This window comes from Polynucleobacter campilacus (genome assembly GCF_002206625.1).
Lineage (GTDB): Bacteria > Pseudomonadota > Gammaproteobacteria > Burkholderiales > Burkholderiaceae > Polynucleobacter > Polynucleobacter campilacus.
In genome coordinates this window covers 356,976-383,877 of sequence record NZ_NGUP01000001.1, presented here as the reverse complement: position 1 = coordinate 383,877, position 26,902 = coordinate 356,976, and the positions used below count along the sequence as shown (strand labels likewise).

26 protein-coding genes, 1 tRNA gene and 1 pseudogene are annotated in these 26,902 nt (G+C 45.6%); 10 read left to right on the top strand and 18 right to left on the bottom strand.

The genetic code is table 11. From position 1 onward, the window contains the following. Window positions 1–53: 53 nt before the first annotated feature. Window positions 54–1,010: a thioredoxin-disulfide reductase gene (trxB, locus tag CBI31_RS01960; protein WP_088524731.1), complete on the bottom strand. Its 957-nt coding sequence runs from the start codon at window positions 1,008–1,010 to the stop codon at window positions 54–56. Window positions 1,011–1,085: 75 nt separating this feature from the next. On the opposite strand from trxB, the gene CBI31_RS01955 reads away from it, so the two are divergent. The 4 genes from CBI31_RS01955 (at window position 1,086) to CBI31_RS01940 (ending at window position 5,752) form a co-directional block, all read left to right on the top strand. Further along, window positions 1,086–3,362 (top strand): DNA translocase FtsK, encoded by a 2,277-nt coding sequence (locus tag CBI31_RS01955; protein ID WP_420812059.1) that lies wholly within the window; start codon window positions 1,086–1,088, stop codon window positions 3,360–3,362. Next, complete coding sequence (lolA, locus tag CBI31_RS01950) at window positions 3,322–4,053, top strand: outer membrane lipoprotein periplasmic chaperone LolA (protein WP_240553660.1); 732 nt, start codon at window positions 3,322–3,324, stop codon at window positions 4,051–4,053. Before CBI31_RS01955 ends, lolA begins: the two co-directional genes overlap by 41 nt. Window positions 4,054–4,099: 46 nt before the next feature. After that, the gene (gene serS, locus CBI31_RS01945) at window positions 4,100–5,410 is read left to right on the top strand and encodes a serine--tRNA ligase (protein ID WP_088524729.1); all 1,311 of its coding nucleotides are present in this window, start codon (window positions 4,100–4,102) and stop codon (window positions 5,408–5,410) included. A 252-nt stretch (window positions 5,411–5,662) separates the two neighbouring features. Further along, window positions 5,663–5,752 (top strand) — tRNA-Ser (locus tag CBI31_RS01940). A gap of 3 nt (window positions 5,753–5,755) precedes the next feature. Here the strand turns inward: CBI31_RS01940 and CBI31_RS01935 are convergent. Then, entirely contained in the window at window positions 5,756–6,112 is a 357-nt protein-coding gene (locus CBI31_RS01935; protein ID WP_088524728.1) for a hypothetical protein, read from the bottom strand. Window positions 6,113–6,233: 121 nt separating this feature from the next. On the opposite strand from CBI31_RS01935, the gene CBI31_RS01930 reads away from it, so the two are divergent. Further along, on the top strand, window positions 6,234–6,503 hold the full coding sequence (locus CBI31_RS01930; protein ID WP_240553658.1) for a hypothetical protein: 270 nt from the start codon (window positions 6,234–6,236) through the stop codon (window positions 6,501–6,503). A 25-nt stretch (window positions 6,504–6,528) separates the two neighbouring features. Here the strand turns inward: CBI31_RS01930 and CBI31_RS01925 are convergent, their stop codons facing one another. Continuing rightward, on the bottom strand, window positions 6,529–7,332 hold the full coding sequence (locus CBI31_RS01925) for a hypothetical protein (RefSeq protein ID WP_088524726.1): 804 nt from the start codon (window positions 7,330–7,332) through the stop codon (window positions 6,529–6,531). 156 nt (window positions 7,333–7,488) lie between these two features. Here CBI31_RS01925 and CBI31_RS01920 point away from each other — a divergent pair, with 156 nt between their 5' ends. Continuing rightward, complete coding sequence (locus CBI31_RS01920) at window positions 7,489–9,294, top strand: AsmA family protein (protein ID WP_088524725.1); 1,806 nt, start codon at window positions 7,489–7,491, stop codon at window positions 9,292–9,294. Between the two features lie 8 nt (window positions 9,295–9,302). Here CBI31_RS01920 and CBI31_RS01915 read toward each other — a convergent pair whose 3' ends face one another. From CBI31_RS01915 to CBI31_RS01905, 3 genes are all read right to left on the bottom strand, one after another. After that, the gene (locus CBI31_RS01915) at window positions 9,303–9,653 is read right to left on the bottom strand and encodes a phage holin family protein (protein WP_240553690.1); all 351 of its coding nucleotides are present in this window, start codon (window positions 9,651–9,653) and stop codon (window positions 9,303–9,305) included. Window positions 9,654–9,720: 67 nt separating this feature from the next. Further along, window positions 9,721–9,921, bottom strand: coding sequence for a SlyX family protein (locus CBI31_RS01910; protein ID WP_088524723.1), 201 nt, complete (start codon window positions 9,919–9,921; stop codon window positions 9,721–9,723). Between the two features lie 12 nt (window positions 9,922–9,933). Next, entirely contained in the window at window positions 9,934–10,155 is a 222-nt protein-coding gene (locus tag CBI31_RS01905) for a hypothetical protein (RefSeq protein WP_088524722.1), read from the bottom strand. Window positions 10,156–10,188: 33 nt separating this feature from the next. On the opposite strand from CBI31_RS01905, the gene CBI31_RS01900 reads away from it, so the two are divergent. Then, on the top strand, window positions 10,189–11,193 hold the full coding sequence (locus tag CBI31_RS01900) for an LLM class flavin-dependent oxidoreductase (RefSeq protein ID WP_088524721.1): 1,005 nt from the start codon (window positions 10,189–10,191) through the stop codon (window positions 11,191–11,193). Here the strand turns inward: CBI31_RS01900 and CBI31_RS01895 are convergent. Next, window positions 11,182–11,598, bottom strand: a complete 417-nt coding sequence (locus CBI31_RS01895) for a putative toxin-antitoxin system toxin component, PIN family (RefSeq protein ID WP_088524720.1) — start codon at window positions 11,596–11,598, stop codon at window positions 11,182–11,184. The genes CBI31_RS01900 and CBI31_RS01895 overlap by 12 nt on opposite strands. A 12-nt stretch (window positions 11,599–11,610) precedes the next feature. Beyond that, the gene (locus CBI31_RS01890) at window positions 11,611–12,159 is read right to left on the bottom strand and encodes a YaeQ family protein (protein ID WP_088524719.1); all 549 of its coding nucleotides are present in this window, start codon (window positions 12,157–12,159) and stop codon (window positions 11,611–11,613) included. Window positions 12,160–12,237: 78 nt separating this feature from the next. Here CBI31_RS01890 and CBI31_RS01885 point away from each other — a divergent pair, with 78 nt between their 5' ends. From CBI31_RS01885 to CBI31_RS01875, 3 genes and pseudogenes are all read left to right on the top strand, one after another. After that, complete coding sequence (locus tag CBI31_RS01885) at window positions 12,238–13,227, top strand: tripartite tricarboxylate transporter substrate binding protein (RefSeq protein WP_088524718.1); 990 nt, start codon at window positions 12,238–12,240, stop codon at window positions 13,225–13,227. A 28-nt stretch (window positions 13,228–13,255) separates the two neighbouring features. Further along, window positions 13,256–14,869, top strand: coding sequence for an NAD(P)/FAD-dependent oxidoreductase (locus CBI31_RS01880; RefSeq protein WP_088524717.1), 1,614 nt, complete (start codon window positions 13,256–13,258; stop codon window positions 14,867–14,869). 78 nt (window positions 14,870–14,947) lie between these two features. Further along, a pseudogene (locus CBI31_RS01875) lies at window positions 14,948–16,456 on the top strand (ABC-F family ATP-binding cassette domain-containing protein); the annotation flags it as partial. Here the strand turns inward: CBI31_RS01875 and CBI31_RS01870 are convergent. The 10 genes from CBI31_RS01870 to bchC all read right to left on the bottom strand — a co-directional run bounded on the left by CBI31_RS01870 (window position 16,408) and on the right by bchC (window position 26,793). Then, on the bottom strand, window positions 16,408–17,925 hold the full coding sequence (locus tag CBI31_RS01870; protein WP_088524716.1) for a phytoene desaturase: 1,518 nt from the start codon (window positions 17,923–17,925) through the stop codon (window positions 16,408–16,410). The pseudogene CBI31_RS01875 and the gene CBI31_RS01870 sit on opposite strands and share 49 nt — an antisense overlap. Window positions 17,926–18,001: 76 nt before the next feature. After that, window positions 18,002–19,120 (bottom strand): photosynthetic reaction center cytochrome PufC, encoded by a 1,119-nt coding sequence (pufC, locus tag CBI31_RS01865; protein ID WP_088524715.1) that lies wholly within the window; start codon window positions 19,118–19,120, stop codon window positions 18,002–18,004. A gap of 3 nt (window positions 19,121–19,123) precedes the next feature. Next, entirely contained in the window at window positions 19,124–20,131 is a 1,008-nt protein-coding gene (gene pufM, locus CBI31_RS01860) for a photosynthetic reaction center subunit M (protein WP_240553656.1), read from the bottom strand. Between the two features lie 16 nt (window positions 20,132–20,147). Further along, window positions 20,148–20,972: a photosynthetic reaction center subunit L gene (pufL, locus tag CBI31_RS01855; protein WP_088524713.1), complete on the bottom strand. Its 825-nt coding sequence runs from the start codon at window positions 20,970–20,972 to the stop codon at window positions 20,148–20,150. 86 nt (window positions 20,973–21,058) lie between these two features. Next, on the bottom strand, window positions 21,059–21,265 hold the full coding sequence (gene pufA, locus CBI31_RS01850) for a light-harvesting antenna LH1, alpha subunit (RefSeq protein ID WP_088524712.1): 207 nt from the start codon (window positions 21,263–21,265) through the stop codon (window positions 21,059–21,061). Between the two features lie 261 nt (window positions 21,266–21,526). Then, window positions 21,527–21,679: a light-harvesting antenna LH1, beta subunit gene (gene pufB, locus CBI31_RS01840; protein WP_088524710.1), complete on the bottom strand. Its 153-nt coding sequence runs from the start codon at window positions 21,677–21,679 to the stop codon at window positions 21,527–21,529. Window positions 21,680–21,821: 142 nt separating this feature from the next. Beyond that, on the bottom strand, window positions 21,822–23,279 hold the full coding sequence (bchZ, locus tag CBI31_RS01835; RefSeq protein WP_088524709.1) for a chlorophyllide a reductase subunit Z: 1,458 nt from the start codon (window positions 23,277–23,279) through the stop codon (window positions 21,822–21,824). Next, complete coding sequence (gene bchY / locus CBI31_RS01830) at window positions 23,279–24,817, bottom strand: chlorophyllide a reductase subunit Y (RefSeq protein WP_088524708.1); 1,539 nt, start codon at window positions 24,815–24,817, stop codon at window positions 23,279–23,281. The genes bchZ and bchY overlap by 1 nt, the downstream gene beginning before the upstream one ends. Before the next feature lie 24 nt (window positions 24,818–24,841). Continuing rightward, on the bottom strand, window positions 24,842–25,849 hold the full coding sequence (locus CBI31_RS01825; RefSeq protein WP_088524707.1) for a chlorophyllide a reductase iron protein subunit X: 1,008 nt from the start codon (window positions 25,847–25,849) through the stop codon (window positions 24,842–24,844). Further along, window positions 25,846–26,793, bottom strand: coding sequence for a chlorophyll synthesis pathway protein BchC (gene bchC, locus CBI31_RS01820; protein ID WP_088524706.1), 948 nt, complete (start codon window positions 26,791–26,793; stop codon window positions 25,846–25,848). Before bchC ends, CBI31_RS01825 begins: the two co-directional genes overlap by 4 nt. Window positions 26,794–26,902 lie beyond the last annotated feature (109 nt).

Here is a 26,902-nt window from a genome sequence, read left to right as displayed (position 1 = left end):
GAAAAAACGCCTAGCATTGCTAGGCGTTTTTGCTTAGAGAATCCTCAGAAGTCTTAATCCAAGGTTTCCAAATAACGCTGCGCATCTAATGCAGCCATACAGCCTGTGCCAGCACTAGTGATAGCTTGACGATAGATATGGTCTTGCACGTCGCCTGCAGCAAACACGCCAGGGATATTGGTGGCAGTAGCATTGCCCTCTAAGCCTGAGTGCGTTTTGATGTAGCCATTGTTCATATCTAGCTGACCAATAAAGAGTTCGGTATTGGGTTTGTGGCCAATTGCAATGAAGGCACCAGTCACAGCGATATCTTCCGTGCTGCCATCTTCTTTCTTGATGCGCACACCAGTCACACCTTTTTCATCGCCCAGAACTTCATCCAGTGTTGCATTGAGCTTGAGCTCTACTTTGCCTTCGGCAACTTTGGCCATGAGGCGATCATTTAGGATTGGCTCTGCACGGAATTTGTCACGACGATGAATGACAGTAACTTTCTTTGCAATACCGGTCAGGTAGAGCGCCTCTTCAACTGCGGTGTTGCCACCCCCCACTACGCAGACATCTTGATTGCGATAAAAGAAACCATCGCAAGTTGCGCAACCAGAAACACCGCGACCCATAAATGCCTCTTCACTTGGCAGGCCAATGTATTGGGCAGAAGCACCAGTAGAAATAATGAGGGCATCACAGGTATAAGTTCCAGAGTCGCCAACTAAGCGAATAGGCTTTTCTGTGAGTGCTGCTGTATGAATGTGGTCAAAAATGATCTCGGTATTAAAGCGTTCAGCATGCTTCAAAAAGCGGTCCATCAGTTCTGGTCCTTGAACCCCATCGGCGTCTGCCGGCCAGTTTTCGACATCAGTAGTGGTCATTAATTGACCCCCTTGAGCCAGGCCAGTAATGAGGGTGGGCTTTAAATTGGCTCGGGCAGCATAGACTGCCGCTGTATAGCCAGCAGGACCGGATCCAAGGATCAGAACTTTGGAGTGTTTTGGGGTATTTGTAGTCATACCCAAATTATAGGTTTGCTTGTTTACAATCGGTGGAACATGGCAAGAACTGTATATCCAAAGTCCAAGGCTCCAATGAGTCCTCAGCCCCCAGAGATGGATGGGCAGGGCAGGATGCCCCGCCTTCTCCTAGAGGCACGCTGGTTCATTTCCTTGGGCCTATGCCTGGGTTTATTGGCCATTTTGCTCACTTATTCCAAGGCTGATCCAGCCTGGTCCCACGCCAGTTTTGAGGCTCCTAGAAACCTCGGTGGTCGTTTTGGGGCCTATTTGGCCGACCTAATGCTCTATATTTTTGGCATTTCTGCCTTTTGGTGGATTGTCCTCTTTGGCCGCCGCGTCCTTCATGGCTGGCGTGAGCTCTGGAGCATTCCACTTCCGCCCGATCCTGATGCCAAACCAGAATCCCTGCTGGTGCGCTGGTTGGGCTTTGGGCTGACCTTAGCCTGCAGCATGGGCCTTGAGTCGATTCGTATGCATTCCTTGTCCTGGCAGCTCCCAAGACCGCCTGGAGGCATCTTGGGAGAGTTGATTGGCGATCCCCTGCAAATGTCGCTCGGTTTTACTGGGGCAACGCTGGTTCTCCTTTTTGGCTTGTCTGCTGGCCTATCCCTGTTTTTACATTTCTCCTGGTTAGATATTGCTGAAAAAGTAGGGCGCTTCCTGGAAGTGACATTTCTGCGTATTCGTGAGCGTCGTGATAGCGAAGAAGATCGCAAGCTAGGCGAAGCTGCTGCCGAAGAGCGTGAAGAGTTTGTTGAAGAGTTTCGTGGCCGCGTAGAAGTTGCAGCTCCCGTACAAATAGTGCGTGCACCGATAGAGATTCCAAAGAGTGCGCGTGTAGAGCGTGAAAAACAACAGCCATTGTTTGTAGATATCCCCGATTCTGAATTGCCACCGCTGGCATTACTAGATCCCGTACCGGAAGTAAAAGAAACCATCTCTGCGGATGTATTGGAATTTACTTCCCGCTTGATTGAGCGCAAGTTAGCTGAATTTAATGTCCAGGTAACCGTCATTGCTGCCTACCCTGGTCCAGTGGTGACTCGTTATGAGATTGATCCAGCAATTGGCGTGAAGGGTAGTCAGATTGTCAATCTCTCACGAGATCTTGCACGCTCACTGGGTGTTGTGAGTATGCGTGTCGTCGAAACTATTCCAGGCAAAACTTGTATGGCTTTGGAATTACCAAACCCAACACGCCAATCCGTCTATCTCTCTGAGATTTTGACCTCACAGGTTTATAACGACAATCATTCATTACTCACTCTTGCTCTAGGTAAAGATATTTCTGGTAGCCCAATGGTGGCCGACCTTGCGAAGATGCCTCACTGCTTAGTTGCAGGTACTACCGGCGCTGGTAAGTCAGTTGGTATTAATGCCATGATTTTGTCACTCCTCTTTAAAGCTAAGCCCGATGAGGTGCGTCTGATCATGATCGATCCAAAGATGCTCGAGATGGCAATCTACGACAAGATTCCCCATTTACTTTGCCCAGTAGTAACGGATATGAAGCAGGCCTATAACGCGCTTAATTGGGCAGTCAATGAGATGGAGCGCCGTTACAAACTGATGAGTAAGTTTGGTGTGCGTAACCTTGCTGGCTTTAATAAAAAGATTTTGGAAGCTGAAGAGAAGGGCGAGAAACTCACCAACCCATTTAGCTTGACCCCGGATGATCCTGAGCCAATCTATAAAGCACCAGTAATTGTCATCGTAATTGATGAGTTAGCTGACTTGATGATGGTCTCCGGCAAGAAGATTGAAGAGCTCATTGCCCGCATTGCGCAAAAAGCACGTGCTGCAGGTATTCATTTGGTATTGGCAACACAACGCCCCAGTGTGGATGTGATTACCGGATTGATTAAAGCGAACGTACCGACTCGTATTTCTTTCCAGGTCAGCAGCAAGATTGATAGCCGTACGATTTTGGATCAGCAGGGGGCAGAAGCCCTGCTTGGTATGGGCGACATGCTCTATATGGCACCAGGGACTGGATTGCCAGTGCGTGTACATGGCGCATTTGTATCAGATGATGAAGTGCATCGTGTGGTGGAGTGGCTTAAAGAGAAGGGCGAAGCCAATTACATTGATGGCGTACTTGAAGGTGCTGACGAATCTAATGTCGATGCCCTAACAGGTGAGGGTGGTGGTGAAGCAGATCCACTGTATGACCAAGCTGTAGCCATTGTTTTAGAGAACAAGCGCCCGTCCATCTCTTTGGTGCAGCGTCACTTACGGATTGGTTACAACCGTGCAGCACGCCTCTTAGAGGATATGGAAAAAGCAGGACTCGTATCGAAGATGGGTAATGGTGGTAATCGCGAGATCTTGCGCCGCCCTTCAGAATAAGGCAGTCATTTTGCAAAGACTCTTATCTGCAGTAATCTTTGGAACTGCCATGCTGTTTTCAGGCACAGCCCTCTCCCAAAGCGAGAGCGGCGCTGATCAATTACGTCAGTTTGTACGTAACTCCAAAACAGCCGAAGGTGATTTTGTACAACAACAGTTGCGCACACCCAAAGCAAATGAGCCGCAAGATAAAGGTTTGAAGTTGGTGCGCCAGACGCAAGGTCGCTTTGTATTTCAGCGTCCGGGACGATTTATCTGGGATACCCAAAAGCCATATGAGCAAAAACTGATTGCAGATGGAAAATATCTGACTTTGTGGGATAAGGATTTAAATCAAGCCACCATTCGTCCTGCAGGGCAAGCACTGGCAGCAACGCCTGCAGCGATTCTATTTGGTGAATCCTCTTTGGATCAGCATTTTGATTTAGTGGAGGGCGAGGAGCGTTCCGGCATGAAGTGGGTTGGGCTTTCTCCCAAGAAAGATCCCAATGCCAAAAGCGGAAACGATCTTCCTTATACAAAGATCTCAGTAGGCATGGCCAATGGCTTACCCAAAGCGCTAGAATTAATTGATGGTCTGGGAAGCGTGGTGCTGGTGACCCTAGATAAAATCCAGCTGAACGTGAATTTACCAGCAAATCGCTTCACTTTTACACCACCGGCCGGCGCTGAGGTCTTACGCTTAAACTAGAGCCACAATATTAATTAAGCATTAAACAAACCAAACAGAGCAACATATGATTGATCCCCAATTACTCCGTAAAGATATCGTCGCTATTGCAGCGCGCTTAGCTACTCGTAAATTTGAATTGGATGTTGAGAGGTTCAATACTCTTGAGTCTGAGCGTAAATCTTTACAAACCCGCACCGAAGAGCTGCAAGCCAAACGCAATCAGTTGGCAAAAGCCATTGGCATGAAAAAAGGTAAGGGCGAGGATGCATCTGCAGAGATGGCAGAGGCAAGTCAGATCAACGTCGATATGGAATCTGGTTCAGCACGTTTATCTATCCTCCAAACCGAGATATCTGATTTCTTAATGGGTATTCCCAACCTTCCAGATGAGTCTGTGCCAGCCGGCAAAGATGAGACTGAAAATAAAGAGATCAAGCGCTGGGGAACTGAGCCCATATTTGATTTTGAGACTAAAGATCACGTAGACCTTGGCGGTCCATTAGGCTTGGATTTTGAAGTTGCAGCCAAGATCAGTGGCTCACGCTTTGTCGTACTCAAAGGACCAATTGCTAGACTACATCGCGCCTTAGCGCAATTCATGATTGATACGCACGCAACGCATCATGGTTACCAAGAGGTCTACGCACCTTATATGGTGAATGCAGCCTCTATGCGCGGTACTGGCCAATTGCCGAAGTTTGAAGAAGATCTCTTTAAGGTTCCGCGCCAGATGGGTGGCGAAGACGAGGGTGGAGAATCAAAAACAGAAAACTTCTATCTCATACCAACCGCAGAAGTGCCCGTAACTAATTTGGTAAGGGATGAAATCGTCAACGCAGACAATCTGCCAATGAAGTATGTGGCGCATACACCATGCTTCCGCTCCGAAGCAGGTAGCTATGGTCGTGATGTGCGGGGAATGATTCGTCAACATCAGTTCGACAAAGTCGAGTTGGTACAAATCACCAAACCAGAGCATTCAATGCAAGCGCTTGAAGAATTGACCGGCCATGCCGAACGTATTCTGGAGCTACTCGAGTTGCCGTACAGAAAAGTATTGCTGTGTACCGGTGATATGGGATTTGGTAGTACCAAGACTTATGACTTAGAAGTATGGGTGCCATCGCAAAAGGCTTATCGCGAGATTAGTTCATGCTCGAGCATGGGCGACTTCCAAGCAAGACGGATGCAAGCGAGATTTAAAGCTGGCCAAGGTAAACCAGAATTGGTACACACCTTAAATGGTTCGGGCCTTGCTGTAGGTAGAGCATTGGTTGCTCTACTAGAGAACAAACAACAAGTCGATGGCAGCATTGCTATTCCGAAAGCACTGCAACCTTATTTGGGTAGTTTGGAAGTACTTAAGTCGATTTAATGGCCGGTTCGTAGCGGGGTTCAGATCTGACTTCATTCATAACTGAGGTGCCCATCTTCATTGAGGCTCTATGCCTTCTAAGTTCTTGAGCAAACTTTTTTCTATCAAATGGAGGCTTAGTTAATTTATTCTGCTTTAGGTTTTCGCTCATAGTGTGATTATTGGATTTTCACTGCCTAAATTCAAGAGATTTAAGCCCCTTGTGGTTGCGCGGATATTCTTAGCATGCCCGCTATAATTGCTCTTCGGTTCGGAGAGGTGGCAGAGTGGTCGAATGTACCTGACTCGAAATCAGGCGTACTGTCAAAGGTACCGAGGGTTCGAATCCCTCCCTCTCCGCCAAAACTAGTCAATAGTTTTTATTAAGAGTTTATTGGCTGCTGCAGCGTAATCATTCATTGTCTTCACAAGCTTAGCGGTCGGACGAACATACTTGATCCGTTTATCAGACTCATCTAAATAATGCTCAATCCAGCCATCATTGACAAACCTGAGATAGTGTCCACGCACAGCTGTATAGGAGTGAGGGACTGAAGCAAACAGCTCTTTGATTGAGATGTTATTTTTGGCGTAGTTATTAATAGCTAGAACAAGAATTAAATCGTAGGCAATCAAAGAATTTTCTATTGGGAGGTGGTCTTTGGTCCAAGCACGTAAGGCAAAAATGCTGCCGATCATTAACTCATGGTTTTTACTAAACATCAATTCAATGTATCAGCTATGCAGCTCAATAGATAGCTAAACAGACATCTTAAAAAGATATATTTATACTATTTGGGATCATCAGAATTACTTCTAGAATAGAATCAATTCTCAATTATCCATGCTCATAATGAAAACTTCTGCTTACTTACCCCTCATTCTTGTTTTTGCTTTGTTTGCCTGCGGAACTCCAGACAGTGAGTTTGGGGTATACAAACAATCGGATGGTGCGATTGGGGTCCATGCCCCAAAAGGCGCTAAAGAGAATGAGGCTCAAGGAATGGCTCTTGCGGAATGCAAGAAGCTGGGAAAGCAGAATGCTGTAGCTGCTGAAAGTAGGAAAACGGTCAATGACCGTTTTCCAATGACTTATATCTACTTATGCCGATAAGTGACGATGAAGCCCTACTAAGGCTCTAGCTTAGCAACCATTTCTTAATCGACTTATTGACACACATGGCATCTAAAGCAAGCCCGAAGAATTCGGAACCATTGGTGACCATGCTCTCGATGGCTTCTACTTTTCCGGATTTAATGCCGCGTAAGTACGTTGCCGCACGATAGCGTAAGAAGTGCTCTGTTTGGCCTTCTTCATTTTCAGTAGTGCACAACTCAAGGCTGCCATAGCGTGTTTCTGGGTTGATGTTCAGAATCGCTAAACCTAGCGCACCAATTAATTTATCTGGAACCGGAATGGGTACATAGGAGTAGAGCGAGATCAGCATTTCTTGCTCGTCTACTTCAATAATATGGTCAATATCTAGAACATCTTGCTCAGTTAATTCTGTTTCACCAGAATCGCCACCACCAAAAGTAGATTCAAACTGCAACATTGCAGTATTGCTGCCTTTAGAAATCTCAATCATGTCAGGGTAGCCAAGCAAACCTTTCCACCAGTACATCAATGTGAAGGTGCAGGGCTTTACTTCTACAAGACCTTTACTGGTAGATTTGGCGAAGTAAAGACCATAAAACTCATCGTCTTTCTCAAGACCATATTGATCTACCTTAGAAGATTTAGCTGGTGCTTTCTCGACTGCTTTTTTAGCTACCTTCTTGGCAGCTGGCTTCTTGGCAGCTACCTTTTTCACTACCTTTTTAGCGGTTTTCTTGGTTGCCTGCTTCTTAGTCGTCACCTTCTTAACAACCTTCTTTGCAGGGGCTTTTTTTAACGCCTTAGTAGCTACTTTCTTTTTTGCTGGTGATTTCTTTGTAGCCATGGTTTATTACCCTTCGTTTGCTATTAATGAGCTGCAGTACTGATAGATATTACTGCAAATTCCTGATAGTTTTAATACGGGCTGTATAGGGCTTGTCCTGCTGATGGCCAGGAAAGACTTACGATCCCGATGGGCTCGATATAGAATGAATCCGTAATGACTAAAACTCTCAAAATCACTCTGATCACCTTTGCGGCTATCTTAACCCTGGGAGGTCTGGGGGCTTGGTATGCCGCATCATCTATCAACCCAACGCAATTAACTCAATTACTTAGTTCCGCAGTGAAAGATGCCACGGGACGGGATCTCAAAATTGCAGGACCAGTAAGTCTCAAGATTTTTCCTTCAATTGGCGTCAAGGCTGAACAAGTTACCCTAAGTAACGCTTCATGGGCAAGTCAATCCCAAATGCTGGCTTTAAAGCAGATTGAGCTCGATGTGAAGTTATTTCCTCTGTTTTTAGGACGCGTAGAAATTAGCAGCATCAATCTTGTTGGACTTGATGCGTATTTGCAGACCAATCAAGTAGGGCAAAGCAATTGGAATTTATCGTCGCCAGTCACTGCTAGTCATTCAAAAAGTAGTTCTAGTGCTCCTCCCCAAACATCTTCTAGTGACAACATTTTGATGGCAATCGAAGCCATTCGCGTTTCGGATGCACACATTAGCTATCAGAATGGTGACAATCCAATCAAGCTGTTGGAGATACCAAAGCTTTCTCTCATGGCTGAGGGCAGCAAAACGGCTATCTTGCTGGATCTTCAATATGCCAATTACAAATTAGGTCTCAAAGGTAATATGGGCTCGGTGCGCCAGGCTATCGTCGATTGGGATCAGGCTCCCTTGAAGACAAGTCTGGATTTGACGCTGACTCTCAATGGAAAGTCCTTAGATATCACAGGCAAGATTGATAAAGAGCCCAAGGTATCGCCACAATTCGATATCAAGCTGGAGTCTAAATCGTTTGACTTGGCTCCACTAGCCGCTGCTTCCATCGCATCTTCTGTCGGAAAATCAACAGGACTAGTAAAGCCTATCAGTACTCAGAGTAAATATTTCTTTAGTGATGATGCGTTGCCATTTAATTTACTGCCAAACGCTAATGGAAGCATTGCACTCAATATGAATGAACTCAAGCTACCAAATTTGACGGCCCTGAAGGACATGAGCGGCACCATTGCATTTAAAGGAGACAGGATTGATATCAATGATCTGAAATTTGATTTAGGTAAAGGGCAGGCCCAGGCACAAATTTCGCTCTCACAGATCAGCAGCGCTGCGCCTGCAGTCTCTATGAAGGCACTTGCTAAAGGATTTACTTTGGAGCAAGTAGTCGTTAGTAGTGATTCCAGTGCCAAGGTGAGCGGGGGAGATGTTCAAGTTGCCTTAAATCTATCTGGCAGAGGAAAAAGCTTGCATCAGATAGTTGGGGGTGCAAATGGTTCTGCGCAAATGACGGTGGGTAATGCCCGCATTGACTCAAGGCTGCTAAATGCTGCTGGTGACCTAGCTATCACAATCATGGATACATTAAATCCAATGCGCAAGCAAAGCAATCAGACTGTGTTGGAATGCGCCGTTGCTTATTTGCCAGTCATCAATGGCATAGTGAATGTGAAAGATTCAGTTGGGGTAGAGACTGATAAATTAAACATTGTGTTGTCGGGTGTGGTGAATTTGAATAGTGAAGCAATCAATCTCAAGATTGATCCCCATCAAAAATCTGGTCTGACTACAGGGGTTGACTTAGGTAGTTTGGTGCAACTTGAGGGTACTTTGCAAAATCCCAAGGCTGGTATTAATAAAGAAGGGGTTGTTAATAGCGCGGTATCTATCGGCTTAGGCTTTTTAACCGGCGGGATGAGTATTGCTGCAGAGAATGTAAGGTCCATGAGCACCAAGAGGCAGCCCTGCAAAACGGCGCTGCATTCTTGGGCAGATATCTATCCAGGATCTAATTAATTGAGTTTTTAGAAGACTAGGCCACTGATAAAGAGGCTGAATAAAGAAATAAAGATGCTCGCAAAGAGCGCGGTCCAGAAGCTAGAAATCGTAAAGCCACTAACGACTGACGATACTAGCATCAAGACTAAAGCATTGATAACCAATAAAAATAAGCCCATCGTAATTACCGTTAAAGGTAAGGTAAACAAAATGAGTAATGGTTTAACGATGGCATTGGCGAATCCTAAGAGCAAGGCTGCAATGATGAGTGACCCTCCATCAGCAAAACGCAAACCACTAAATATATAGCTAGCTACCCATAGGGATAGGGAAGTGAGTCCCCATTGAATTACAAATAGCGTTAAGTTGCCCATGATTTTCTGCCTTTTCTTCTGATGAGAAGTTGTTAGAGGATGGTTCTTACAGGATGATCTTATCAGTCATCTAATAGTGAGGGGGGATTTCATCTTTGAGGCTGCCACCACCACCGCCAGAGCTGCTGGCCTGTTCTTTAATGGCTTTTAGCTCGCGATACAGAAATTCAATTTGTTGCTGTTGCTTATAGACAGTCTCATTGAGTTTTTCAATCAAGTCTTCAGTAAAGCTCAATTTGATTTCTAGATTAGTAATGCGCTCATCACTCATATAACTTACCTTTTATTCTGAGACAAGCTCAAAACGCCCATCTTCCATTTCTGCTTTTGGCCTAATCCAAAAATCATGCGATTGCATTGATTCATAAACGTAGGCTGGCTCAAGAGAGGCTTCAACATTTGCTAATAAGACGACTTTATAAAATCCACCCGTCTTTAGATGTTTTAGTTTGCTGCCGGGCTTAAAGAGTCCCGCATCAGGGGCAGCCATTTTGGGCTTAGTCATGTCAACAATGTACTTTCTCAGTATGATCTTGTGATGGCAAATCCCATCCCATACTCCATTCTAGATATATCTCCCATTCCTGCCGGTTTTACTGCAGCTGATGCCTTGCGTAATTCTTTGGATCTTGCTCAGCATGCTGAAAAATGGGGCTATACCCGCTATTGGGTGGCTGAACATCACAATATGACAGGGAATGCGAGTTCTGCAACAGCAGTATTGATAGGATATTTGGCGGCAGGAACAACACATATCCGCGTAGGATCTGGCGGGGTAATGCTGCCTAACCATGCCCCCTTAGTTATTGCTGAGCAGTTTGGCACCTTAGAGTCTCTTTATCCCGGGCGAATTGACTTGGGTCTAGGTAGGGCCCCTGGCAGCGACCAGGTGACAGCAAGAGCCTTGCGTCGAGATCTACTTGGTAGTGATGATCGGTTTCCACAAGATGTGCGCGAATTGCAGCATTATTTTGGCCCGATTCAGGAGGGTCAGACTGTTAAGGCCATTCCTGGCGCTAACACTGAGGTACCAATTTGGATTCTAGGCTCTAGTCTTTATGGCGCTCAGCTAGCTGCGCATTTTGGCTTACCTTATACATTTGCCTCACACTTTGCACCCGATCAATTATTGGAGGCAATGAGGATTTATCGTGAGCTCTTTAAGCCCTCAGATAAATTAGATAAACCGTATTGTGCTTTTGTGATGAATGTTGTGGCTGCTGATACAGATGAAGAGGCTGCTTATCTATTTACAACCCTGCAGCAAAATGTGGTTCGAATGCGGCGTAATACCCGTGGTCAATTACCACCACCAATAACGAATCTCGATGAATTTTGTGAGCCCCACGAGCAGGCAGCAGCAGCGCATACCTTGCAAGTCTCTGTGGTGGGCTCACTAGAAACCGTTAAAAAAGGAATGCTTTATTGGCTAGAAGCTACTGGAGCAGATGAAATCATCATCACCGGACAAATCTTTGATCATCAAGCCCGCTTGCGTTCGTTTGAAATTGCAGCACAGGCTGCTCAGTCGCTAGAAGTCTAAAGACTGATAGTCAGCAGAAATCAAAATATTCTCTTTTGCAGCCCGAGCGGCAAACTTTAATACTTCATTGTCTTTACTAATCAGAGTGCAGGGCTTTGCGGTAAAGGCTAGGTCTAGAAAGATCTGATCATCAGGGTCCTGGCAGAGCCAGGGGGAGCTCAATAGACTTTGATCATCTAAGACTCTTGATAGAGATTTCCATTGATCTAAGATTTTCTCTTGTTCTACTGTCTCTAAAGAAAACAGGGGTCTAGAGATCACATCTGCAAACTCTTCCAGAGTTTTTAGGCTGGTAAGCGCATCAATTTTTTGCTCAATCAGGGCTTGTTTTAAATGTAGTGCTCTAAAGTCATTAAAGACAAATAGATCTAGCAGAACATTGGTATCAAAGACGACGGATTTCATCTACAAAAATGTTTACTCTTGATTACTGCGCCAAATTTCAGGTGTGATCGTTACTTGCCCCTGATCTGAGGAGACATAAGCTTCGCCATCCTGAATGTTTACATGAATGACCATGCTGCGCTCAACCAATTTATTGAGTTCATTTGCTTGCGTCGCTGGGATAGAAATAACTTGGAGATTGCGAGCGCGTGTGAGTTTATTGGCAATGCCATCCCACCAAATTTTGCTAGTGTGTCCGCCATAGCAGTACACAATCACTTGATCTGATCTACCGCAAGCTTTCAGAATACGACGTTCATCAGGCTGACCAATCTCAATCCACAGCTTAATAGCATCAGTGAGATCTTTGATCCAAAGATCAGGTTCGTCGGTATCGCTTAAGCCTTTGGTGAATGCCAAATCCTCATTTGCTTGCAAAGCAAAGGCGATGATTCTGACCATCATTCGCTCTTCGGTTTCAGAGGGGTGCTTGGCAATGGTGAGGGAGTGACTGCCGTAATAGTGCCGGTCAGAGTCTGCGACGTGAAGGTCGGCTTTGTGGATGGTTGCGCGTAGAGCCATGCCGCATTATCGCTCTTAAAGTGGGCTATTCATATCCCTAGTATCATTTTGGGAATTGGACCTTCAAACGGAATATCTATGAATACTTGGCCGACTCGAAAAATCTCCTATTTCTTAAACTTAGTCGTCGGACTTATTTTTATTGGCTTTGGAAATTCGCTCTTAGCAGCGGAAGTTTGGCCCAATAAGCCGATCAAGATCGTGGTGCCATTTTCTCCAGGCAGTGTTCAAGATGCCTTAGCGAGATCCTTCTCGAATGAATTAGGCCAAGCACTTGGCCAAACTGTCCTAGTTGAAAATAAGGCGGGAGCTGGCGGTACCGTTGGTACTGGCATTGTTTCGAAATCTGCCCCTGATGGATATACCTTGGTGATGGCTGCAGCGAGTCACAATATCAATGGCACCTTATTTCCTAAACTCAGCTTTGATCCGATCAAGGATTTCACGGCAGCAGCCTATATTGGTACTAGCAGCTATATCTTGATGACGAATACTGAGTTTCCAGCAAAGACTATTGCCGAGTTTATTGCCTTAGCGAAATCTAAACCTGGTCAATTCAATTACGCCAGCGCTGGCAACGGCAGCGCCTCTCATTTAGCGATGGCCTATTTCGATAGTATGGCTGGCATTGATTTAGTGCATGTACCTACCAAAGGGACGGGTGATGCTATTACCGAATTACTGGCTAACCGGGCTCAGGCAGTCATCGCTGCAAATGTGGCCGCGCTGCCATTTGCAGCTGATAGCCGGATTCGTTTCCTGGGGGTGTCTTCCGAGAAGTCTTCACCATTTGTGCCTGGTATTCCGCCGATTGGCAATACTGTCAAGGGCTATGCATTTGATAGTTGGTTTGGCTTGTTAGCTCCAGCTGGAACTTCAAAAGAGGTGACTAATAAAATTTCCACTGAAATGGCTAAATTACTTAAGCAGCCAGACATCATTGAGCGTATGCGTCGCCAGGGGATAGAAATTGGCAATCTGACGCCTGCTGAATTCAATCAACTGCTTGTCAAAGATTTCGATCGCATGGCAAACGTCGTGAGAAGCTCAGGGGCAAAAGCGGAGTAAATCTCAATACTGTGTATTGTAAGGTCCCATGATTCGGATTACTGAACTACGTCTGCCTGTCGATCACGCTCCAGAAGCCGTGGAAGCGGCGATTCTCAAGCGCCTCAATTTGCCCGCTAAGGACTTAATCAGCTTTGAAGTCTTTAAGCGTAGCTACGATGCCAGAAAGAATGTGGCACTTTCTTTCATCTACACAGTAGATCTTTCGGTAAAAAATGAAGAAGCCATTCTGAAACAGTTTGATGGCGATATTCATATCAGACCATCACCTGATACGAGTTATCACTTTAAAGCCAAGGCTCCTGAGTCTATTGCCGCAGGCAAATCATTGCGTCCGGTAGTCATTGGCTTTGGTCCTTGTGGAATATTTGCTGCGCTCGTCTTGGCGCAAATGGGATTTAAGCCGATTGTGCTCGAGCGCGGCAAGAAGGTTAGAGAGCGTACACAAGATACCTGGGGTTTATGGCGTAAGAATGTACTCAACCCAGAATCCAATGTGCAATTTGGAGAGGGTGGTGCTGGTACTTTTTCAGATGGTAAGTTATGGAGCCAGATTAAAGATCCGAAGTTTTATGGCCGTAAAGTAATTAATGAGTTTGTGAAGGCAGGTGCGCCAGCAGAAATTCTGTATGTTGCTAAGCCTCATATTGGCACCTTCCGCTTAGTAGGCGTAGTAGAGAAAATGCGTCAAGAAATTATTGAGCTTGGCGGTGAGATTCGTTTCTCCCAAAAAGTGATTGGTTTTGATATTCAGAACGAGCAAATTACTGGTGTCAAAATTGAAGGCCATGAAGATCTTCCTGCAACCCATGTTGTACTGGCACTTGGCCACAGTGCACGTGATACCTTTCATGCTTTGCATGAGGCTGGTGTCTTTATGGAGGCCAAGCCATTCTCAGTGGGTTTTCGTATTGAGCATCCGCAGTCACTGATTGATAAGGCGCGTTTAGGACCACATGCTGGCAATGAGTTGATTGGTGCCGCTGATTACAAGTTAGTACATCACGCTAAGAACGGTCGCTCGGTCTATAGCTTTTGCATGTGTCCAGGTGGTACGGTTGTGGCAGCAAGCTCAGAGCCTAATCGCGTAGTAACTAATGGCATGAGTCAATACTCGCGCAATGAACGTAATGCTAATGCCGGTATTGTCGTGGGTATTACTCCAGATGATTTTCCTGGTGGACCACTTGCTGGAATCGAATTCCAACGCACACTTGAATCTAAGGCTTTTGAATTAGGTGGAGGAACCTATGAGGCCCCAGGGCAGTTGGTAGGGGATTTTCTGGAAGGCAAAGCCTCAACCGAGTTTGGCAGCGTCCTGCCTTCCTATAAGCCTGGTGTGCATTTAACAGATTTAGCCCAAAGCTTACCTGCTTATGCCATTGAAGCGATTCGCGAAGCCTTGCCTGTGTTTGAAAAGCAAATCAAAGGCTTTTCGATGAAAGATGCCGTGTTAACGGGTGTAGAGACTAGAACTTCTTCACCTTTGCGCATTCCACGTGGCCCAAATTTTCAAAGCCTCAATATCAAGGGTCTCTATCCTGCGGGTGAGGGTGCTGGTTATGCCGGTGGCATTCTATCTGCTGGTGTCGATGGGATTAAGGTAGCAGAAGCACTTGCATTAGATTATTTATCAAAGTAAATCATCCTCCTAGCAGGGACCATTTTTAGGTAATTTCAGAAATACCACCTCTTTTGCGGAAGAGACGATAATGTCGCCATGGCTTTAATCGTACTTACTGATGCAAAACTGGCTTTCGGCCACGTAGATCTCCTCGCAAATACTGCTTTTTCACTCGAATCGGGTGAGCGCGTCGGCTTAATTGGACGCAATGGCACTGGCAAATCTTCCTTATTGAAGATCTTGGCTGGCATTGAAAAAATGGATGATGGGCTTTTGCAATATCAGCAAGGTTTAAGAATTGCTTACGTTCCTCAAGAGCCCATTTTTGATTCCAATGAAACGGTATTTGATGCAGTTTCCAAGGGGGTAGCTCAGGCTAAGGCCCTGCGTGAGGAATATGAAGCACTTAGTGTAGGGGACTGGGATGATGCATCCCACCATCGCTTAGATGAGGTGCAATCTCAATTAGAAGCGCTCAGTGGTTGGAATTGGGAGCAGCGCGTTCACGAAACTCTGGATCGCTTGCATTTAGAAGCGGATCTGAAGATCAGTACGCTGTCAGGCGGAACTAAAAAACGCGTGGCACTTGCCCGCGCTTTAGTAGAAATGCCTGATGTCTTAATTCTGGATGAGCCAACCAACCATTTAGATTTAGATTCGATTGCCTGGTTAGAGGAGTTATTAAAAGAATACCAAGGCTCAGTGATTTTAGTAACCCATGATCGTGCTTTCTTGGATAACGTCTGTACACAAATCGTGGAGCTTGATCGTGGAATTCTTCGAAGCTACCCAGGTAACTTTACTCAATATGAAGTTCTCAAAGAACAAGAACTCAATTCTGAGTCATTGGCTAATGCTCGGGCAGATAAATTACTAGCCCAAGAAGAGGTTTGGATTCGAAAGGGTGTTGAGGCTCGCCGTACTAGGAGTGTTGCCCGTATTGCCCGCCTTGAAAAGTTACGCACCAGCCGAACTGAGCGCAGAGATGCGATGGGTCAAGTGAAATTGGCCGTCTCAGCAGGCGATCGCAGTGGCAAGATCGTTGCAGACCTGCAGGAGGTCAGTAAATCTTACGATAGGCCGATTGTGCAAGACTTTACAGCAACGATTTTGCGTGGAGATAAGGTAGGTCTGCTCGGTCCTAACGGCGCAGGTAAAACGACTTTGCTGAAATTGATTCTAGGGACCATTGCACCTGACTCAGGAAGCGCTACGATGGGCACTCGGATTGAAGTAGCTTATTTTGATCAAATGCGTGAAGGTCTTGATCTCAATGCTTCGCTTGAGGATTACATTAGTCCAGGTAGCGAGTGGATTGAAATCAATGGCAATAAAAAACACGTTAAGAGTTATTTGAGTGATTTCTTATTTGCACCAGAGCGCACCAACTCTCCAGTAAGTACTTTGTCGGGCGGCGAACGTAATCGCTTATTGCTCGCTCGTTTATTTGCTAGACCAGCAAATGTATTGGTTTTAGATGAACCCACCAATGACTTAGATATCGATACCTTAGATTTACTTTGCGACGCACTCTTGAAGGTCTTTCATACTTTGGGTCATGCTAAGACTTTTTTAGGTTCGGCTACTACTGACATCAACGCTTTTGCTGAAGATAAAACACCGGGGATGCCTGCACCTGGGTGGGTTCCAGCCCCCACCATATAAAGCCCTTGAATATCCTCACTACGATTGTGCGGTCTAAACCAAGCACTTTGAAGCAAGAGCGGTTCAAAACCAAAGGCGGCACCTTTGACTGACAAAAGACGATCCTGAAAATCTTGAGGAGTCATGAGAAAGGATGTTTTAAGATGCTTTTCAAATCCAGGCAGAACACTTTCATCCAAGTACTTGGCAATTGCTTGGCGATAGGGCTCAGCCTCTTTAGCCCAGTCCGTACCACTTTCTAAATTCGGAACTGGGGCCAACACATAGAACGCATCTCCTCCTGCGGGTGCTAAGGATGGATCAGTCGCGGTTGGTCGATGTAAATACAAACTAAAGTCATCTGCCAGTTTATGTTTCTTAAAGATATCTGTAAGCAGTTCTTTGTAACGCTTACCCAACAAAATCATATGGTGTGGAACGTCAGGGTATTGATTGTCTGTGCCGAAGTACCAAACAAATAGACTCATAGAGTATTTACTCTTATTCACCTTAGCATCGGTCCACACTTTGCGGTGTTCTGGTGCGATGAGCTTTTGATAAGTCCATGCCGCGTCAGCATTGGAGACCACAATATCTGCAGGAATAAATTCACCATTGGCTAGCGTGACACCTTGTGCTTTACCGTCTTCCACTTCAATGCGTTTGACCTCAGAGTTCAGCCGAATTTGCACCCCTCTACCCGCTAACAAACCTGCTAAGCCCTTAATTAAAGAGCCCGTGCCACCCATTGCCGAGTGCACTCCATGGCGTCGCTCTAAGGAGTTGATGAGTGCGTAGACTGCTGTAACCGAGAAAGGATTGCCACCAATGAGGAGCGGATGAAAACTCATCACTTGACGTATCTTGTCATTTTTTAAATGGCGCGCAACTAATTTATAGAGGCTCTCCCAGGCCCGCATCTTCACCATTGATGGAATAGCGCGAATCAAATCTTTGATTGTGTCAAATGGAGTAGAGCTGAGCTCCTGAAAACCCAGCTTGTAGCATTTTTCTGCTTCTGCTAAAAATCGCTTGTAACCTGGTAAATCTTCTGGCGCAAACTTAGCCACTTCAGCGCGCATTCTGTCTGGGTCACCCGTGTAATCAAAATGAGTACCATCATCAAAACGGATCCGATAAAAAGGATCCATTGGGCGCAGATCAACATCATCTGACATCTTCTTACCGCATAACTCCCACAATTCACTCAGTAGAAAGGGTGCAGTAATGATGGTCGGGCCAGCGTCAAAGGTATAGCCATCACGATGGTGTACGTATGCCCTACCACCGGGTGCATCTAGCTTCTCTATAACAATGACCTTGTAGCCTCTACAAGACAGGCGAATCGCAGAGGCTAATCCGCCAAATCCACTTCCAATCACAATGGCAGTAGATACTTCATCTTCTTTAAATACCGCTTTTTTTAACATTTCTACAAACCAACTTTTCTACAAAAAAATAGCGTCATATTCACAGTATGACGCTATTGGTTTAACTCAACATAGCTTACTTCATTGCTACCGATTTTGCTGGAGCAAGCGCGTCTGTAGATTTTGGCATTGACTTAGCCGGCCCGTTCAAATACGGATAGTTAGGAGCTTTTTGTGTTGTCATTGCGGGCCCGGTCAGATAAGGATAATCAGACAACATCGATATCCCATAAAGCGGCTTGTAAGCACCTTGGTGGCAAGTAGCGCAATTATTTTTAGCAACATCACCAGTAGGGCCTAAACGATGCGGAGGAAAAAGTTCTTGGATTGGTTCCATATAGTTCTTGTTGAGATCCCGCGACATTCGAATGGCATACCAAGCTGTCGATTTCTGTGGCGGACTTTCTTCCCAAGAAGCTACGGATCGAGTGTTATGACAATACGTACAGTTAACACCTAAAGATTTTGAGAAATGCATCATCAATCCATAGGTCCCTTCGGTTGCATTAATACTACTTTTGTTCCCCGTGGGCAATGCAGTCTCACCATTGACGCGAATCTTCTGGTCATTGAGTAAATAAGCTGCAAAAGTATTATTCGGCAATGATGCATAGCCAGAACCTTCAACTGGCGAATTTTGACCATTCTTATTACCTAACATACCATTGCCAACTTTTTGTGTGGGGTCTTCAAACCACACATTTTGCGGAATGTTATTACCACGATGGCAGGTATAGCAAGTTACACCTGTCTGAGCGACGTGGCTTTGCCATTGAGTGTTCACTCGTTGCGTCATTAAAATCATGTTGCGAGCTACACCCTTGGTATACAAAGATTCATCTGCAAAATTGTTCACATTATGACAATAAGCACAGCCCTGCTCAGGTGCAACCCAGCTCGTCATGGCAACCATGAATGAAGTAAATTGACCAACACTCAAATTATTGAGGACTTTGACATTTTGATATACCGCCCCTGCTTTTGGTCCATCGGCTGACGCTGGCCCAGATGACACCGGTACTGCATTTTTCTCAGCTTGCCCAGCCAAAATGCGGGGGTTGTAAATCAAATCCATGGCGGTTCCACGATAACCATGCTGGACAGCTTCAATAGGTGGCCTCTCGCCGCAGCTAGACAGCAGCAAGGTACCCAACAGCAAGGCCGGTAACATCAGAAATTTTCTTAGTTGTTTCATGGCTTATTTCCCTGGGATAGCAGGTGGAAGAGGTGGAATAAATCCGGTGGTAGCAGGGTCAGGCAATGGAGTTCCAAAAACATAAGGGTAAGCGGGCGCAACATGATGCTTTACTGCCCATAAATACCAGTTATCCACAACAGTGCCGGTGAGCAAAATGCCGATACCACCAACTAAAGGTGTTAATACTGCAAACCACCAAGCCCAGCGGTGAATCGACTCCATCGTGGCATTAAAGCCCATGGTCCATCTCCAGAACAAAGCAGCTCTTTCTGAAGCTGTACCGCGATCAACAATTTGCTCAATCTCCCGTTCGCCACCAAAGCGGCTGACCGCCAAAATAGTGCCGCCATGCATTGCAAAGAGGAGCGCGGATCCATATAGGAAAACAATCGAGAGCATATGGAATGGGTTATAGAACAAATTACCATAACGCAGTGAAAAAGCGGCGGTCCAATCTAAGTGCGAGAAGATTCCAAATGGCACCGCTTCACTCCAACTACCCATCATGATGGGGCGGATGAATCCTAGTACCAGATATAACCAGATCGCTGCCAAGAAACCCCAAGCAATGTGCGTGCCCAAACCCAAAGCAACAGCACGGCGGTACATTCTTGCCCACCACAATAAAATTGAGACAGTTAAGAAGAAACCGGCCATCATCCACCAACCGCCCTCATTGAGGGGCATGAATAAAGACAGCCCATGCTTTGGCAGCGGTGGATCTAAAGACAGCCAGAATAATTGGCGCACAAATTGAATGGGATCCCAATTGACTGAGGCCAGCATATTAAAGCCCATAATCTGGAATGCAATAACGCCAAAAAATAAAGAGGCAATGCCGAAACCGCCTAAGTAAATAGGCCCAAGCTGAGCATTCCCTAGACGACCAAATAAATGAATCAGGGCTGGCGTGCCAAAGCGCTCTCGCTCTTCATAAGGATCTATAGATACCCCGTGATGTGGGGGTGCAACCACTTGAACTTGAGTGAATAGATTTTGATATTCCATAATATATAGGTCCCTATTAACGCCAAATTGGCAAGTTCAACCACCAACCCCACCACTCAGGCCAACCACGAGACCAGAATGGGCCACTGATCACAATACATACAGCGCTCCAGAAAACCGCTGCTACCGCTAAAAACAATCCAAGGCGGTGAATGCCTAAAGTACCAATCGAATAACCGATCGAATCTCTAAAGAAAGTATCTTCATGCTCAGGCGTTTTAACAAACTGCCCTTTCTGGGGATTGGTGGACGACAAGACCAGGCCGCCATGTAATACCAACGCAAAGGTAGTTGTAAAGAATAAGGTCACCGCAATCATGTGCGCTGGGTTGTAATGAAAATGTAAGTACTGATAGCCCGTATTGGATACCCAATCAAGGTGGCTCAAGATGCCGTATGGGAAACCGTGATGCCACGCACCCATGAGTACCGGTCTAATCACCACTAAAGTGAAATAAGCGAACACTGCCATTAAGTAGGCGTAAGGAACATGAAGCCCCATGCCCAGTTTTCGACAAATTTCGACTTCACGTAAGGCCCACGAAAGGAATGCACCTAAGGCACAGACTGTAATGAGCTGCCAGAGCCCTCCTTGTAATAAGGGGGCAAAACCTAATCCATAACTGAGATCCGGTGGCGCGATATTGATCTGCCAGGGATTCCAAGTTGGACCCTGTGAAGCACCCCACAAAATCAGTGCGGTGCCTAAAAAGGAAAAGAGGACGGTAGTGACACCGAAAAATCCTACGTAAAACGGCCCTACCCAAAAATCGAATAAGTCCCCACCAACTAAGGTACCGCCACGAACTCGGTACTTTCTCTCAAAACTTAGCATGGCCATTTTTTATAATCTCCAATGAATGGATAAATAGGGTTGAGCTAAAAAGCGATTTAACCTAACCCTATTCACCATTATTTTTATACAAATTACTTTGCTGCTGGAACTGATGGTGGCATTGCAGAACCTGTTTTTGCTTCCATCGCCTTGAACTGGGCTTGGCTCAAACCATCCAACCAGTTAAAACGAACACTGCTCAGCAAAATCAAGTGAATCATTGCTGCAAGACCAAACAGAAAAATACCTTGAACAACCATTGATCGCAACGGATCATACAGTTTCCAAATTCTCCACATAATCTTCTCCTAATTTAAGTAAGACATAAAACCATAAACTGCCGACTTCGTACCATCGATAAGCGATTTTTCTTCAGCTCCTGGAAGCCAAGAACTCCACTTGTTTGGCAAAATCTGGGTAAACAAAGAAATAACAAAGCACACTAAAAAACACAAAATAAAAATAAGATTGAAAGTAATTGAATCCTCTCGGATCATATTTTTTTCTTTGCTTATAACGTGAGTATTTACCATTTCATTCCCCTAAGATTTAATCCGATATCAATGGAACCAAGGACGCCAAGCCCAAACCAAAATATGGGCTACTACTGCAATTGAAACAAACCCAACTAAACCTTGGATGTACAACTGGTGAAACTCCTTGGCTTCGTCATCAGTAAGGCCGGATATTGAACCTGTTCTGTGATCGCTCATAACCAATTACCTCCTTCAAAAATAGCCTTGCGGCCGTTATCGCGCTTAACCCGCGCGACATGGGTTGTAGCGTACGGCATGCCACATTCCGTTTCCAACAAGTCAAGTGACTTGTTGTACTCAATAGTTATCAAGAAGGCCATTAAGCTTCAACCTCCTCAATGATTTCTTTACAAGAAGACTTCACTCTTGCAGCAGTAATTCTTTCTTCACTCGCTTTTTCTGCATCTTGCTCTACACGATCTCGCAGCTCTTTAGCAGCAGAAATCTGAATCAGTACTGGTCTGGTTTTAATGTAGTCAGCCACTAATTTCTGAGCTTCTTGATCCCAAGGAAGAGAGTTGGAGCGATAGGTACGTGTTAAGGAGGAATCTACCTTATCCATATCGGTACCCAATGGCAGGATATAAAAGAGTGCATCGAATAAACCGTTACAAAACTCTTGAATGATGTAGGTAGCACCGGCATAACCCATAAATGGAGTACCGGTATGACGTCGAATAATCGCGCCAGGGAATGATGATGGAATGTAAGATGCCTTACTACCGTTCTCGGCCAAATACATTCTTTCGTTATAGCTTCCAAACATCACGAGCGGTGGCTTCTCTTTTGTGAGCTTGCGTACCTCTTGATTGTTGGTTTTTTCACCAGGCTTTCTAGGAATAGCAAAGCTGCAAGGTAATCCCATCTCATCTGATAAGAAATGACGAATACCACGGGTATAAGTTTCATTCGCAACGACTGCATAACTTGCAGTACTGAAAAAATCTTGGGTCACTGAACGCCATAAGTCCCAGATCGGCTTAATGGTGGTGTGCTTCTCACGCTCAATAAATGGTTCTGGATCTAAGCCCAATAATTCACCGAGCTTGCGTAAGAATTGGGTGGTGCTATGCAGGCCTACAGGTGCTTGCAAATAAGGACGCTCCAAGGCTTCACACAGCATGCGACCAAACTCACGATACATGCAGATATTCACATCTGCGTTCACTAGATTCTCTACTTCAGCTAAATGAGATCCTAGCGGGAAAACCATATTAATTTCAGCGCCAATGCCTTCTGCTAGGCGACGAATCTCTGCAAGGTCGCTCGGCATATTAAAAGTGCCATAGCAAGGTCCAATAATATTGACGCGTGGCTTTTCGCCTTCTGCTCTAGGCTTGCGTTCTGGAACCTTACGGGTACCGTATTCAGTCCACAACCAATACATCGCACGGTTAGCACATTGCCATTGATCTTCATCAATGGTTCTTGGTAAGAAGCGGGCAATATTCATGCCCTCTGGAGTAACGCCACCACCAATCATTTCTGCAATAGAACCGGTTACCACTACTGCTGGTAGATCAGGATCTAAGGTAGCATGCGCGCGCTTCATCGCACCTTCGGTACCTTCGCGGCCTAACTGCTCTTCCTCTAAACCAGTCACCACAATGGGTAACTCGTGTGGAGGTAAAGCATCGGTGTAATGCAGCACTGAAGTCACGGGTAAGTTTTCACAGCCTACAGGACCGTCAATCACTACCTGCAATCCTTTGATGGCAGTAAATACATACACTGCACCCCAATATCCACCAGCGCGATCATGATCGATGACAAACATTACATCATCTCCTCTGCTTTGCGCTTCTTCAATTTCTTCTCTAGCTTACGGCGTACTTCAGCCTTGAAGTCAGGGAAATCTTTTGGAACATCTTCCCAAACACCAGACTTATAACCAGATCCAACATCACCAAAGAACGCCTTCATCTCATCAAAACGGGCTTGATTACCAATCGCCGCATTAATCACTTGCGCTAATGAACCAGCACCTGCAGGGCCCATCAAGGGTCTTGCAGAAATCAGATTCGTAAAGTACAGAGATGGGATCGAAGCTTGCTTAGCAGCTTGCACTACTGGTGTAGTGCCAATTGCCAAATCTGGCTTGAATTCTTTCATCGCTGCTAAGTCTTGCTCTAAGGAAGCGCGGAATTGAACGTGAACACCTTTTGCCTCTAGCCATTCACGATCTTCATCACTCCAAGGAGTGCGTGGGCAGGCAGAACCAACGTAACGTACATCGGCACCGCTCTCAATCAGTAAGCGCGCCACAATCAGCTCAGAGCCTTCATAACCACTTAAGGTAATGCGCCCCTTGATGGGTGCAGCAGCAAGTACGCCCTTAATCGCTGGAAGAATACGGTTTTGTGCAGCTGCAATTAAGTCCTGTGGCGTGTTGGTTGATTTACCAATGGCCTCTAACCAACGGGCCGTACCTTCATAACCTACTGGTGCTGAGCCGACAATAGAACGCCCTGCTGCTTCAAACTCACGGATACAAGAGGTGTAGAAAGGATGTAATGCAGCAACGGTTACGCAATCGAGTGCTTGATACATTTCACGCCACTCACGCGTTGGCACTGAAGCACCTACTGCCAAGCCCATCGGCTCAATCATCATGCCAATACCAACAGGATCTGCTGGGAAAATTTCGCCTAATAAAGTAATGGTTGGCTTACTGGAGCGCCCAGCACGTGGTGCTTGCACAGGACCAGACATGGCTTCATTACGTGCGTAATTGAGCATGGCACCAGCGAGTACATCTTTTGCTTCAGCATGCGTTGGCACACCGAATCCTGGCACATCAATGCCGATGATGCGAACACCATTAATTTCTTTTGGCAACAACTGCAGTGGTACACCGCTGGCTGTTGGTACGCATAAATTGATAATGACGATCGCGTCGTATTTTTCTGGATCTGCTTCTTGATAAACCGCATCACGTATATCTTCAAACAACTTACCGGTCACCAATGTCTCAGAATTAAATGGCACATAACCCACGCTGCGACGTGCACCATAGAAGTGAGAAGTAAAAGTTAAGCCATATACGCAACATGCAGAACCAGAAAGAATGGTGGCAGTTCTGCGCATCCGCAAGCCTACTCGCAATGCTCCAAATGCAGGGCACATACTTTGAGGTTGATCATGCGGGCCCTTAGGATAGTCTTTTGCATATTGCTGCAAAGTCTCAGACTTACCTGCTGCCTTAGCAGCAGCAAGCATCTCTGCCTCACCCGAGTGACAGCCCAGACCATCTCCTAAACTAGGATCAGTCTTTAACTTTTCCTCTGGAGTAATCGGAATGATCGTTTTATTCATAGCAGCAGATTGCTCTCTATCTCTTTAAGCTTGATCGTAAATAACTTCGAGTGTTTTCTTAATAACTTCGTCTTTACCCATCATGTCTTTCACAGTAGCTGGCTTCAAAACAATATCGCGACCAGTTACCTCTGAAGAGAACAAGCCCAATAGCTCATCTTGACTTAATGGCTTAGGACGAACTGGCGGAGCTTCAGAAACATTAGTAGCAAGCTCTTCGAATAGTGGAGCCCACTGCGTACCAGGCTGGCCAATAATTTCATAGCTAGCACTCTTACGACGAATATCTTCGTTCGCAGGAATCGCTGCCAATACTGGAATGCCCGCCTTCTCAGCAAAAGCCTGTGCTTCACCAGTGAGATCATCTTTATTAATCACCATACCGGCTACACCCACGTTACCGCCCAATTTACGGAAGTACTCCACTGCCGAGCAAACGTTGTTTGCAACGTAAAGAGATTGCAAATCGTTACTGGCAACTACGATGACTTTTTGGCACATATCACGTGCGATTGGCAAACCAAAGCCACCGCAAACTACGTCACCCAAGAAATCGAGGAGAACATAGTCAAAGCCCCAATCATGAAAGCCTAGTTTTTCTAATGTTTCAAAGCCATGAATAATGCCGCGACCGCCGCAACCTCTTCCCACTTCTGGGCCACCTAACTCCATCGCAAATACACCATCACGAATAAAGCAAACGTCGCCAATCGATACTGATTCACCAGCCAATTTTTTCTTCGAAGAGGTTTCAATAATGGTTGGGCAAGCCTTGCCGCCAAAGAGGAGTGAAGTTGTATCGCTTTTAGGATCACAACCAATCAGCAATACTTTCTTGCCTTGCTGAGCCATCATGTAAGAGAGATTGGCAAGCGTAAAGCTCTTGCCAATTCCGCCTTTGCCATAAATAGCAATGATTTGGGTTTCTTTGGTCACTGGACCTGTGGAAACTGGATCAGGTTCAATGGCAGCCTCTTTTTTGAGGTCCATGAACTGAATTGTTGCTGTTGCTGGGATGCTTGATGAACTCATTGTAGATTTCTCCAATCTAAAACCATTTTTAAACAATCAATATTGTTGAAAGCCGTGTGATAGGCATCATTTGCATCATTAGGTGAAGAGCGATGCGTAATCAAGCCATCTAAACTTAACTTACCCGACTCCACCAAATCTTTAATTGCTACTAAATCTCCAGGCGCCCACTGTGCTGCGATACGAATACGTGCTTCTCTCATAAATGCTTGTGGGAATGAAAAAGAAATCGTGTCATAAAAACCTGCCAAAACAATTTCGCCACCAGGACTAAGGCAGCTGATCAATGTATCTACTAATTTGGCATCGCCACTGACGTCCACAATTGTTTTGTACTTCTTAATCTGATCGTCTTTAGGATCTATAACGTCGTAACCTACGGCGCCTTCTCGGCGTCCTGCATTGGTCTCCCAAACTACTGGACGCTTACCTTTGGCAACTGCGATACGGGCAATCAAGCGGCCTAATACGCCATGTCCAATAATTAAATCGGGTTGCTCCTGTCCGGGACCAGAGGTGACGTGATATCCAGTTGCAGCTAAAGCAAAGAGAATGGCTTCTTCGCCTAAATGATCTTGAATGGCAATCACACGATTACTATCCACAATCACTCTCGAGGCTGCACCACCAAACAAACCTTTAATCTCACCGTAGCATTTCGCTCCAGGAACAAATACTCTTTGACCTACTTTGAGTGTGGAGTCTGCGCCCACCTTCACTACCCTGCCTACAGATTCGTAACCAGGAACTAGCGGATAACCCATGCCAGGAAAGTTGGGCATTTTGCCTGTCCACAATAATTTTTCTGTACCAGTACTGATGCCGCTCCACTCCATATCCACCAAGATATCGATTGGGGTCATGGGTGTTAATTCCAGATCAGCAAGAATGACACTTTCTGGCTTTTCCAGAACGATTGCTCTTGTTTGATACTTATCGGTCATGTCTAACTAGGCGGTCTATTTTTCGATTTAATGTGTAAAAAAATGTTTACACAATAGTTTTTAATCCTTAATTGCCCGCTTGTCATCTAGGGGTTTTCTCTACTAAATA